Annotated in this window: 10 protein-coding genes; 5 read left to right on the top strand and 5 right to left on the bottom strand. The window is 59.6% G+C overall.

Features of this window, described 5'->3' with window-relative positions:
* Positions 1-45 precede the first annotated feature (45 nt).
* From QMX96_RS17555 to ung, 4 genes are all read right to left on the bottom strand, one after another.
* Positions 46-1,806, bottom strand: a complete 1,761-nt coding sequence (locus tag QMX96_RS17555; protein ID WP_282362114.1) for an autotransporter outer membrane beta-barrel domain-containing protein — start codon at positions 1,804-1,806, stop codon at positions 46-48.
* Between the two features lie 747 nt (positions 1,807-2,553).
* Positions 2,554-4,563: a hypothetical protein gene (locus QMX96_RS17550; protein WP_282362112.1), complete on the bottom strand. Its 2,010-nt coding sequence runs from the start codon at positions 4,561-4,563 to the stop codon at positions 2,554-2,556.
* 168 nt (positions 4,564-4,731) lie between these two features.
* Positions 4,732-6,048: a hypothetical protein gene (locus QMX96_RS17545; protein WP_282362111.1), complete on the bottom strand. Its 1,317-nt coding sequence runs from the start codon at positions 6,046-6,048 to the stop codon at positions 4,732-4,734.
* Between the two features lie 122 nt (positions 6,049-6,170).
* Positions 6,171-6,869, bottom strand: coding sequence for a uracil-DNA glycosylase (ung, locus tag QMX96_RS17540; protein ID WP_282362110.1), 699 nt, complete (start codon positions 6,867-6,869; stop codon positions 6,171-6,173).
* A gap of 129 nt (positions 6,870-6,998) precedes the next feature.
* Between ung and QMX96_RS17535 the strand changes: the two genes are divergently transcribed.
* Positions 6,999-8,105, top strand: a complete 1,107-nt coding sequence (locus QMX96_RS17535; protein WP_282362109.1) for an enoyl-CoA hydratase/isomerase family protein — start codon at positions 6,999-7,001, stop codon at positions 8,103-8,105.
* 18 nt (positions 8,106-8,123) lie between these two features.
* Here QMX96_RS17535 and QMX96_RS17530 read toward each other — a convergent pair whose 3' ends face one another.
* Positions 8,124-8,537 carry a hypothetical protein gene (locus QMX96_RS17530; protein ID WP_054914782.1) on the bottom strand — a complete coding sequence of 138 codons (414 nt, stop codon included), beginning with the start codon at positions 8,535-8,537 and terminating at the stop codon, positions 8,124-8,126.
* Positions 8,538-8,750: 213 nt separating this feature from the next.
* On the opposite strand from QMX96_RS17530, the gene QMX96_RS17525 reads away from it, so the two are divergent.
* The 4 genes from QMX96_RS17525 to QMX96_RS17510 all read left to right on the top strand — a co-directional run bounded on the left by QMX96_RS17525 (position 8,751) and on the right by QMX96_RS17510 (position 12,397).
* Positions 8,751-10,220, top strand: a complete 1,470-nt coding sequence (locus QMX96_RS17525; protein WP_282362108.1) for a sensor domain-containing diguanylate cyclase — start codon at positions 8,751-8,753, stop codon at positions 10,218-10,220.
* A 25-nt stretch (positions 10,221-10,245) separates the two neighbouring features.
* Positions 10,246-10,467, top strand: coding sequence for a cysteine-rich CWC family protein (locus QMX96_RS17520; protein WP_058540929.1), 222 nt, complete (start codon positions 10,246-10,248; stop codon positions 10,465-10,467).
* Positions 10,468-10,499: 32 nt separating this feature from the next.
* Positions 10,500-11,192 (top strand): 16S rRNA pseudouridine(516) synthase, encoded by a 693-nt coding sequence (locus tag QMX96_RS17515; RefSeq protein WP_058540928.1) that lies wholly within the window; start codon positions 10,500-10,502, stop codon positions 11,190-11,192.
* Between the two features lie 320 nt (positions 11,193-11,512).
* Positions 11,513-12,397 carry an alpha/beta hydrolase gene (locus QMX96_RS17510; protein WP_043860083.1) on the top strand — a complete coding sequence of 295 codons (885 nt, stop codon included), beginning with the start codon at positions 11,513-11,515 and terminating at the stop codon, positions 12,395-12,397.
* Positions 12,398-12,478 lie beyond the last annotated feature (81 nt).

Raw genomic sequence — 12,478 nt, 5'->3', positions numbered from 1 at the left:
GAAAAGGAAGCCGAGGCTTCCTTTTCTTTTCTATGACTCGCCTGCTTAGAAGCGATAGCTTGCGCCGAGGCTGAAGCTGTACGGCATCTCGATGTTCTTGCCGTTCATGTAGCCAGCCTCGCCGTACACCTGGAAGTCCTTGGCGACGGTCCAGGCAACCCCTGCGCCCAGCTCGGCGCGCGAACCGGACAGGTCGTTGTTGAACACGTTGTTGTTCACCTGCACCTGGTTGCGCTGGGCGAACTCGTGGGCAAACGCGGCCTTCACGTAGGGCTGGATCATGCTGTCGCCGCCCAGCGAGATGGTCTTGCCGAGCGTGGTACCGACCTTGCCCAGCAGCGAGCGGCTGACATCGCCATTGGCGTCGAAGCCGTTGTCCAGGGTGAAGTCCTTGCCGGCCACCGCCGCAGCGGCCACCTGGGCGAAGGGTTCGATGAAGTAGCCATCGTCGAGCTTGATGTGCTTGCCGACTTCGACCGAGGCGCTCATGCCGTGGGTGTCGTAGTCGCCCTTGGTGCGGGTGCCATCGCTCAGGCCGACCTTGGCGTCATTCTGGTAGCGGTTGTACTTGAGCACGCTGTCGACGTAATAGCCGCTCTCAGGGTCCATCCAGGTGGCGTAGCCGCCCACATAGTAGCTGTCGATGCTGCCCGAACTGCCGTAGCTCAGGTTCAGGTCCGAGCGGCTGTGGCCAGCCAGCAGGCCCAGGGTCCAGTTGCTTTCGCCCAGTTGCGCATCGGCCCCGAAGGTCAGCCCGCGCTGGTTCTGCTGGTACCCTACGCCCGACGAGGCGTCGGCAATGTTGTGCTGGTTGCCGTAGGCACGCATCCACACCCCGGCGTTCTTGCCCTGGTTGTAACGCAGTTCGCCCATGCGGCTGCGCAGCGAGGTCATTTCGCCGTAGGCGATGGTGATCGGGGTGTTGAACAGGGCCATGACCGTGCGGGTCATCGGGCTGATGGTGCGGGTTTCCCTGTCCAGGTACCAATCCTGGCCGTCCTTCACCAGCTTGTAGGAGTACGCACCCAAGTCTACTTCCTGGCGATCGTTGAGCAGGCTGAACTGCGCATCGCCCGAGCCCGTATGAACCAGCTGCAGGCGCTCCACGCTGGCGGGGTCGGTACCGCTGGTGCCGACCATCAGCCCATGGGTGCCGCTGGCGTTGCCGGTGACGTTCAGGAAATCGGTGGCGCCGCTGGCGAAGTTGGACGCCATGTAGAACTCGCCATTGCCCGACAGGCTCTGCACATTCAGTTCATAGAACGAGTTTTCGTCGCCGAAGGTGATGCGGCCCCCGGTCATGGCCAGGTCGCCAATGGTGTTGTTGGCGTTCAGGGTCCAGTTGGAGTTGCTGTTGATGTTTACCTGCTGAACGTGTTCCAGGCGACCGGTGAGTTGTGAATTATTGCCGAGGGTCACGCCGCCCGAGCCACCTGGAGCAACGCGCACGTCGCCAGTCATCGTCGACTGGTCCAGAATCAGCACCACAGCAGCGCTGTCATCCCCAATCAGGTTACCCGTCAGGCTGGCCTGATCCAGAGATACTGTGGCACTGCTGGTGTCGGTCACCAGCACATCGCCCGAGAGTGCCGAGTTGCGAACGTTCATTGTCGCCTGGCTGGCAGCGGCCACCTCCAGGGCGTTACCGTTGCCGCCATTGAGCTGGGAGTTGTTGAGCACATCTATCTGCGCCACGCTACCGCCGTCTACCCGTACGCCCGCCCCGGTCTTGCCGGTAACCGAACTTCCCTCCAGCGACAAACTCGATACCAGCCCCATGGTCGAAGTGTCTCGGGCAAGGCGCACGCCATTGGCCTCCCCCGTGAATCGGCTGCCGACGGCCTGAAGCTGGCCACTGAAATTGTTGACTGCATTGCGATCAGTACCCGTACCAACCACTTGCGAATCGGTGATGCGCACCGTGCTATACCCCGTCATTTGCAGGCCATAGGTGTTACCGGTTATATCACTATCGCTGACCACTACTTGCGAACCCTGCTGGAGGTTCGTCACCCGTGCTGCCAGTAAGCCCCCGCCCACCGTGTTGTTGATCGTGGTATTGGAAAAGTTGCCGGTGCCACTGGTCAATCGGACGGCCACGGCGCCGGTCGACGATACCGTGCCCCCCGTTACATTCAGGGTCGAGCGGTTTGCGCTGAGCCCAAGCAAGGTGGCGCTCACGGCATCCAGTTGTGCACCGTTAATCAAATTGTAGGTGTCCGGTGCATCCACCGCCGTTACAGTTTTTTGCGTACCGTCAAGAGTCAGCGCATCGACATTCGATGCAATAAAAACCAACGGAGTACATAAGAAAGGAAGCGCAGCGCGCTTGAATGTGATGGCGTAAGGGCTGTGGAAGGGCATAGATCTTTACCTTTTAATATCGACTGATACGCAGCCGCGCTACATGCCCAGCCACACGCCGCCACTGTAAAACTTCGACAATAAGGTGAATGTAGGAAAAATCCGCAGAACTGAGCGGTATCCGCCACATATGTAAGTACCGGGTAAGCAATACCTGCCTTACCCGACATGCTCACACGGGCTGCTACTCTATCGCAGCGGTCCTTCACACGTGGCCCCACCTGGGCGCTGACGATCATATCGAATGGTGTACGGTGGCTGATCAGTGACGCCTGACTCGCCAGGCAGGCGGCCGATCAGTTGCCAGTAGGCCGTGATAGTTCCCTGCTTGACCTTTGAGAAGAACTCGTTATATGGCACATTGAACTGGGCGCTTTGGCCAGTTGGGTTTCTGACCTCAGAAACGTAATCGACCGTCACAGTCTGACTAGGATCGACAGGATCCGAACCAGTAACGCTAAAAAAACCTCTCAACACGTCGGTTGGTTTGAAGCCGGGAAGATGTGTAATTAAGAAATTTATGCCAAGCCAAGGCTGGCTGGTCTCACAGTTAATATACCTAACACCGAGGCGATTAACATAAACACGGCGAGGCTCAAACTGACCCTGGCTAAGGGATACATCAGTAAGATTGGAAAACAAGGTGGTATGAAGAGACTCGATATAGCTAGCGCCATTCGGTACACGCAAACGGTAGAAAGAGCCGATTTTCCCGCTCGGCAGAAGCTCTTGCAACATTTCCCACGAAACAGGAATTTCGATTTTTCCTGCATTAATATCAGCTTGGGAAATCGTGCGTTGGTTGCCGCTTTCCAACTCGTCAATATCCTGGGTCAGAAACCGGACATGCACGTTGATAATGGTACCAGCGACCGCCGAGGGCAGTAGAGGAACCGTGATCACGCCCGCTTGCGGGTTACTTTTCTCCACCGTATTAAGTGGCGAGCCTGGCACTTGCAGACTCAACAGCGGTAACTGCTCACTGATGTAGTCCGGGTAATCAGGCTTGGGCTCGACGATACGCAGGTCAACCTGAATTTCGGTACTCGGTGAGAATGTGCTCCACAACCCGTCACGCCGTACACGATACTTGAACACCGCTGTGTAAAAACCCTCCTGTTTGTTGAACGCAGCGGCGGTGACCTTGAATGCAGTTGCTGGGGTCGTGTATTCACCGACTCGCTCATCATCGAAGTACACCTCAATGGTGTCAGTCGCCCGAGCGTTCTCGTAGTCGGCCCGCACATCGACACCAAACTTTGCATCGATCAAATTCACGATATCGGGGAACTTGTTGGTGACCTTCGACAACCTGGGCTTTTGCAGCCCCGTGGGAACGCCCGCCTCACGAAACTGAACATCGACTTTTGCAGAAGGCTGCGAAATATTCCATGAATAGTCCCGGAATATCACCTGGAGGGTGTTCCCGCCTTCCCTGAGGACACTCCGCACCGTGGCAGAGGGAACCTCATAAACGAATCCAGTGCCCTGTGGCAAATCGATCCAGGCGAGTGTTTGGCGATCATCGTTTACCACAATGGCGAACTGGTCAAATTTTCGATAATCATTTTCGGTGTAAGGAGGCAGCGTAAGTTTCAGCGAAGGGTTACGATTTAAGTAATCGCCAGTGATCACGCCTCCAGCAGGCAAGTCTGCAGGTAGAACCAGCGGCGCGGGCACGACGTTCTTAAACGGATTAATCGCATCAATCGTATAGACCACAGCCTTGGATTTCTGCTGGTTACCTGTCACACCTTCTACGATATAGGTCAGCACAAACGTCCCATGCGGGTCATTGCTTTTCCAGATTGTTTCAATAGGAATATCGATTTCATACGAAGCCTTTTCTTCCATCACATCGTAGACAAAGACCACGTCTTCTGGGTTAGTGCTGGCTTCGGTCAAAAACAGAACCCCCGAACCTACAACTTCTTCATCCGGCGTTTCAAGAGGCCATTGAGGAACAATCACTCGAAGGTATGTCTTTCCCGCCACAGTGATGAGAAACCGCGGTGCCACCAAATTAACCTGATCGAGTTCTGGATCATTTTTCGCATTGACGATCGTCAAGGGTTCAAGCGACTCGTCCTCGGCGGCTGCAGCAATTTTAAGTATCTTCTCATCGATGCCGGCTAACTGCACCGAAGACAGTCGGCTTTCAAATTTTTTCAGATCAGCGTCACTTTCATTTGCGGTCATGATACTTTCCTCATCAAAAATTGATTTTCACCTTTATGACAAAGCTCATTACACCCACAGAAAGACGAGGGAACTTCCCCCGGTACGACTCGTTATTATCTAACTCCAAAATGCAGCACTTCACGCCTAAGACTCACCCCTTATTCATCCGTGAAAGGGTTCTTCGCACTAGGTGGCATTCACCCCGTCGCAGATGACACCCCCGGGCCGCTGCAAGCTGATGGCTATCACATGTTTCAAAGAGGAACCAAAAGGAGCACCCTTGCGGTAAACGATGTAACTGAGTTCTGCAGAACATTCCGCAGCCTTGCGTTCCCCCCCGCCTTCCTCCACTTCCTTGTCAAGTTGCTTGAGCAGGGGTATCAGCAACCAGTTTTTGAAGTCATTCATACTGACTTCATACCCTCGATTGGCTTCCAACGGTGATAGCGTATGCCGAGCAAACTTTTCGCTTACCAAAGGCAGAACGGGGTTGGACTCATCGCTTCCCGTTGTGCTGCGAAACAACGTCCAATCAAGTTCCACCTGATCTCCCGCCAACAGTTTTTCCGAGTAACTGAAAACTTTAAGACGAATACCTCGCCACGGCTTCGTATCACACATGATCCAGCCAAAAAGAGTTTCATCCAGAGCTTGAGGTGCGCTGAAAATCTTAGCCAGTTCGGTTTCCACATCTACAGTTACTCTCAGGTATGGCGATAGCGGCCCCCGGTTGCCCGAGCGATCGATCAGTCGATACAACAGGTAACGCACGCCATTGCCCTTACTGCGAACCTCATCCCCCTTCACCGCAAAATCAATCTGCGGCAGAGGCTTGCTGTCCGCCGTGACGGTGACGCTTGTTACGGGGACAAAAGGCTCAACCTCTGCCAGCGATGACTCAAGGTAAATCTCGATCATGTCGCCCAGCCGTACGTCAGGCCAGCCTTGCACGTAGCCCTTCAGTTGATCCCCATGGCGTTGAAGGTAGTCGGCATCAATCACCTTATCGGGTTCGACCAATGCTATCTGCCTACCTTGCCTTCCGTAGTTGGGCGGGGTCTTGTCAACGTGGATGTTGAATTCATGGGACTTCTCGGCATTACCGGAGTCATCCAGCCACACTAGGTAGAACATCCGGTACAGGCCTGACTGCAGGTAGCTGAGCGGGATGCTCCCCTGCACAGGCGTCCAGTTGCCTGGCTTAGGCATGAGCAGGTAACCACTCGAAAGGACGAGCTGCGGGGCGAGGTTGGGAGGTTGCAGGAACAACTCGAAGAGCATGTGCCGACCGTCTGCATAGTTGTCGGCATAGCCTTCCCATTCTTTCTCGATGAACACCGATAGCGGCCGGTCCTGATTCGCGATCGGAATCAGGTGATACCCGTCGTCGTCCTCTAGCAGTGGCAAGGCCACACGAACATTCGGAGCATAAACTTCAAGGATATGTCCAGCGTCGGTCTGCGCAACGAGGACCTCAGAGGATGGGATGGTTGACGTGTTCATCGTTGCCTCTGCTAGTTGGTCGGTCCATTGACAGGCGATGCTGAGAGGCATCATTTACCCAAGCCACGGACCGACTCTAATTCAGTGCAACACATCTCGAAACTGACAGAAATACTAGGTCTTCACGCCCCCAGCGCCGGTAGCGCCCACTCCACCGGCGCCAGCCCGTGCTGTTCCAGAAACTTGTTGGCCCGGCTGAAATGCCCGCAGCCGATGAAGCCACGGTAGGCCGACAACGGTGAAGGATGCACCGACTTGAGCACCAGATGCTTGGTACCGTCGATCAGCGCAGACTTGCTCTGGGCATGCTTGCCCCACAACAGGAACACGGTGGCGGGCTGGCGCTCACTGACCAGCTGGATGATGCGGTCGGTGAACGACTCCCAGCCTTTTTTGGCATGCGACGCGGCAATCGAGCGCTCCACGGTCATGGTGGTATTGAGCAGCAGCACGCCCTGTTCGGCCCAGCTCTGCAGGTAGCCGTGGTTCGGGATCGGGATGTTCAGGTCGCGCTGCAACTCCTTGTAGATGTTCACCAGCGACGGCGGCGCGGGCACCCCAGGCTGCACCGAGAAGCACAGGCCGTGTGCCTGGCCCGGGCCGTGGTAGGGGTCCTGCCCCAGAATCACCACTTTGACCTGGTCCAGCGGTGTGGAGTTGAGCGCATTGAAGATCAGCGGCCCCGGGGGATAGATCTCCTTGCCGGCCGCATACTCCTGACGCAGGAACTCACGCAGTTGCTGCATGTAGGGCTGTTCGAATTCGCCGCGCAGAGCGTCTTTCCAGCTCGGTTCGAGTTTGATGCGGTCATCGTTGGTCATGGGCACTCCCGTAGGCAATGGGGGCGGACACTAGGAAAGCTGCCAGCGCTTGTCAATCGATCCGACCGGCGACCGGCATGATCGCTGACAGTAGCCATACTTGTCGGGATAACCGCAGTGAGGTGGCCCATGGCCGTAGCGTTCGAAGTACTCACCGGCGTCGATGGCGCCCGCATCGGCGTTGCCAGCCTGGATGCGCCCCAGTCGCTCAACGCCCTGTCGTTGCCGATGATCGAGCAGTTGAGCACCCACCTGCAAAGCTGGGCCAAGGATGACGGCATCGTCTGCGTGCTGCTGCGCGGGCTGGGTGACCGGGCGTTCTGCGCGGGGGGCGATGTGCGCAGTCTTGTGGAGGCGTGCCGCGCACAGCCTGGTGAAGTACCGCCGCTGGCGGCGCGTTTCTTCGCCGCCGAGTACCGGCTCGACTATGACCTGCACCATTACCCCAAGCCTCTGCTGTGCTGGGGGCACGGGCATGTGCTGGGCGGCGGCATGGGCCTGCTGCAGGCCAGCACGGTACGCATCGTGACCCCGAGCAGCCGCCTGGCGATGCCGGAAATCAGTATCGGCCTGTACCCGGACGTGGGCGCCAGCTGGTTCCTGAACCGGCTGCCAGGGCGTCTTGGCCTGTTCCTTGGGCTGACCGGCGCGCCGATCAATGCACGCGATGCACTGGACCTGGGCCTGGCGGACCGCTTCATGGGCGAAAACCAGCAGGACGAGCTGATTGAAGGGCTGTTGCAACTGAACTGGCAGGAGCAGACCGCGATGCAGCTCAACAGCCTGCTCAAGGCGTTGCAGCAGCAGGCGCTGGCCGAGTTGCCGCCGGCCCGATGGCTGCCACGCCGGGCGCAGATCGACGCGCTGCTCGACGTCAGCGACCCGGCCTGTGCCTGGCGGGCGATCGCACAGTGGCGCATGCACGACGACGAGGTCCTGGCCAAGGCGGCACGCATCCTCACCGAAGGCTGCCCGCTGACCGCGCACCTGGTGTGGCAGCAGATCGCGCGGGCGCGCTACCTGTCGCTGGGGCAGGTGCTGCAGATGGAATATGCGATGAGCCTGAACTGCTGCCGGCATCCGGAGTTCAGCGAAGGGGTACGCGCGCGCCTGGTGGACAAGGACCAGACGCCGCATTGGCATTGGCAGGAAGTTGCTCAGGTCCCCCAGGCAGTGGTGCAGGCGCACTTCAGCAAGGCATGGGAGGGGCGGCATCCGCTGGCTGACCTTGTGTGAAGCCAGCGAATGCGATGTTCACCGGTGCGAGTTGCGATCGCCCCAGCCGTTGTCGCTGCGGCCCCGGTCACGCCCATGATCGCGCCCATGGTCATTGTCCCGCCCCTGATGCCACTGCTGCCCCTGACCATAGCGCGGGTTCTGGTAGTAACGCCCTGGGGCGGGGCGCACATTGTAGTAGCCATGACCCGGTACCGGTCGGTACTGAGGCACGGGCGCCGGGCGATAGTAACGCGGCGCGGGGGCGTAATAGCGAGGCTGCGGCACCACGTAGTACCCCCTGTTATAGGGATAACCACGGTCGTAACCACGGTATTCATAGCGGTCCACGGTGTACACATCACTGCGGTAGTAGCCCTGGCCACCGTAATACGGAGCACAGGCGGTGGTCAGCACACCCAGCACAACAATCAGCAAAAGTCGGCGATACATGGCGGCCTCCCGGACCGCTGAACTGCACATCCCAGCGGCGCTGGTCGGCGTCGATCGGCAAGCGTTCATCGACATAGGCTAAGACCACCGAATCGACGTGCCGTGCGTTTTTCGAAATAAATTGTGACAAGGCCGATACCCCTGAAAATCGTCCAGTTATTTTCTGCGCGCCCCTCTAGAATAAGACGCATCGGTACCCGCCACGGATCTGCCATGCCGCTTCGTTACGCCCTGTTCTCGCAACGCTCGTTGATGCTGGCATTGCTTTTGTTGCTTGGCTGCGGCTTTCTGGCCACGTCGCTGCTCAGCTACTTTGCCTCGCGCAGCGAGATCCGCGACAACATCATCAACACCGAGCTGCCGCTGACCTCCGATACCGTCTACTCCGAAATCCAGCGGGACCTGGTGCGCCCGGTGGTGATCGCCTCGATGATGGCCCAGAACACCTTCCTGCGTGACTGGGCCCTGGCCGGCGAACAGGACCCGATGCCCATCACCCGCTACCTCAATGAAGTGATGGCGCATCAGAATGCCTACACGGCGTTTTTTGTCTCCGAGGCCAGCGGCATCTACTACCAGGCCAAGGGCGTACTCAAGCATGTCGACCCGCGCACCGAGCGTGACCGCTGGTACGCACGCGTCAAGGCGATGGACACGCCCTACGAGATCAACGTCGACCTGGACATGGCCAACCAGGACAAGCCCACCGTCTTCATCAACTACAAGGTGTTCGACTACCAGGGCAGGTTCATCGGCGCGGCTGGCGTCGGGCTGACGGTCGAAGCGGTGATCAGGCGCCTGAGCGACTACCAGTTGCGCTATCAGCGTACGGTGTATTTCGTCGATGCCAGCGGTCGCATCGTGCTCACCGGGTCTGCCGGCGGCCCCGAAGGCGTACACAGCGGGCTCACGCTGCGCGAGGTGCCAGCGCTGGCCGACCTGCAGCAGAAAATGCCCGTGCCGGTGGAGGGCAACCGCGAATACAACCATGATGGGCACAGCCACTTTCTCAATGTGCGCCTGATCCCCGAGCTCGACTGGTACCTGTTCGTCGACAAGCGCGACGGCACGGCCCTGGACACTGCACGCCAGTCGCTGTACATGAACCTGGTGATCTGCGCGATGATCACCCTGGTGGTGCTGTCGCTGCTCAATGCGATGATCCGTCGCCATCAGGACAACATCCAGACCCTGGCAACAATCGACAGCCTGACCGGCCTGCCCAACCGACGCGCCTTCGACCTGCTGGCGGCACAGGCCCTGCTCGACACCGAGCGCGAGCCCATGCCGCTGGTGGCACTGCTGCTCGACCTGGACCACTTCAAGGTCCTCAACGATACCCACGGCCATCTGGCCGGCGACGAAGTGCTGCGTCAGTTCGCGCGCATCCTGGAAAGCTGCCTGCGCCATACCGACATCATCTGTCGTTGGGGCGGCGAGGAGTTTCTCGTGCTGCTCAAGAACACCGACGCCGACGCCGCACGGGCGGTTGCCGAAAAGATTCGCCTGCGCACCGAGCAACTGGCCTTCGGCTATGCCGACAAGGTGCTCGACCTGACCGTGAGCATCGGCTTGAGCGCCCATCGGTCCGACGATACCTTGCACACCCTGATCGCCCGCGCCGATGATGCGCTGTACCGCGCCAAACAGGGTGGACGCAATCGCGTCTGCTCGGAACTGTAAAACGTCGCCCCCGGTAGCCACCACCATGAACGATACCCGCCTGTGCCCCGCCTGCGGCGCCAGCAACCAGTGCAGCCTCGCCGACCCGCGCAGCGCCACCCAGGCCTGCTGGTGCTACAGCGTGCAGATCGATCCCCGCGTGCTCGAAGCGCTGCCGGCGCATTTGCGCAACAGTGCCTGCCTGTGCCCGCGATGCGCCCTGGTCGATGCCCGATTGCAGGCAGCCAAGCCTGCGCCGAACCGTTAGACTGCGCGCCCACCTCTGTACGCCCAACCGCCATGCGCCTCGACCGTTTTCTCAGCAACCTGCCATGTTTCAACCGCCAGCAGGTGCGCCTGCTGCTGGTGCAACGACGGGTGCGGGTGGATGGCGTGGCCATCACCGACCCGCACCATGAGGTACGCGAGTTCAGCCGCGTCGAGGTCGACCAGCAGGAGCTGCAAGCCGGGCGTGCACCGCGCTACCTGATGCTGCACAAGCCGATGGGCTGCGTCAGCGCCACCGTCGACCCGCAGCACCGCACCGTGCTCGACCTGCTCGACGAACCCGACCGGAACGACCTGCACATCGCCGGGCGCCTGGACTTCAACACCACCGGGTTGCTGCTGCTGACCAACGATGGCCAGTGGTCACGTCGCCTGACCCAGCCCAAGACCGGGCTGGCGAAAACCTACTACGTCGAGACCGAGCAGCCGATCACCGACGCCTATGCGCCAACCTTTGGCCAGGGCATCTACTTCGCCTTCGAAAACCTCACCACCCTCCCCGCCGAGCTCACCCTGCTGGGCAGCCACAGCGCGCGCCTGAGCATCGTCGAGGGGCGCTATCACCAGGTCAAACGCATGTTCGGCTTCTTCGACAACAAGGTCACGCGCCTGCACCGCGAGCGCATGGGCCCGCTGCACCTGGACCCGCAGCTGGCCCCGGGGCAATACCGTGCGCTGAGCCAGGATGAGATCCTGGCCATCTGACGCCACGACCGCTCGGCAAAAAAATCATCGATTGCGCCAACGGCACTTGCGGGTTGGCCGGGCGCCTGCTTGAATCCAACCGTCAGTCTGCATGTGACCAATCGGTCACGAACGCAGTCCAAGGCACCTTTCTGCAGGTGACCGGCGCCCCGAAGCGCTGGCGTCCGGCAGATTGCCCACCTAACAACAATACCCGTCGACCAGCCGGCAACGGATCGACACAGGGCCCCTCGTTTCATTTCAAGGCGTATGCCTACCTGTCATGAAGACCGGGCAAGCTTGCTTGCACGGATACCCTTTTTGCGCCAGGAGTCGATGACATGAGGCCAGAAATTGCTGTGCTGGATATACAGGGTCAGTACCGGGTTTACACGGAGTTCTATCGCGCGGACGCCGCAGAGAAGACGATCATCCTGATCAACGGCTCGCTCGCCACCACAGCGTCTTTCGCCCAGACGGTGCGCAACCTGCATCCGCAGTTCAACGTCGTGCTGTACGACCAGCCCTACTCGGGCAAGTCCCGGGCACACAACCGCAACGACCACCTGCTGACCAAGGAAACCGAAGGCCGGATCCTGCTTGAGCTGATCGACCACTTCGCCGCCGACCACCTGATGTCGTTTTCATGGGGCGGTGCCTGCACCCTGCTGGCACTGGCCAGCAAGCCGCGGCGCATTCGCAAGGCCGTGGTCAGCTCGTTCTCGCCGGTGATCAACGAACCGATGCGCGACTACCTGGAGCGCGGCTCGCACTACCTGCGCACCTGCGACCGCCAGCAGATGGGCAAACTGGTCAACGACACCATCGGCAAGCACCTGCCCTCGCTGTTCAAGCGTTTCAATCATCGCCACGTCAGCAGCCTGGCCGAGCATGAGTATGCGCAGATGCACTTCCACATCCATCAGGTGCTGGATCACGACCTTGGGCGGGCCCTGCGGGCCGCACAGGCCATCGACATTCCGGTGCTGTTCATGAACGGTGAATGGGACGAATACACCACTGCCCACGACGCCCGGCAATTTTCCCGGCACGTGCGCCACAGCCACTTCAGGCCGATTCGCAGCGCCGGCCATTTCCTGGACATGGAACACAAGGCGGCCTGCCGCGACACCCGCGAGGTGCTGCTGGAGTTTCTAGGCCCGCAACCGCGTGAAACGCGCTCCCCGTATCACTTCGTGCACGGCCAGCATGCGCAGGCCATCTGAGTGGTCGCGGCCAGTGTAGCGCCGGGCTGCGGCAGCCCGGCGCGACCGCGCGCGCGCCGCCCCATGGAAAAATGGGTTGAA

The sequence above is a fragment of the Pseudomonas sp. PS01300 genome (assembly GCF_029960155.1).
GTDB classification, from domain to species: Bacteria; Pseudomonadota; Gammaproteobacteria; order Pseudomonadales; family Pseudomonadaceae; genus Aquipseudomonas; species Aquipseudomonas palmensis.
This window is presented reverse-complemented; position numbering and strand designations above follow the sequence as displayed.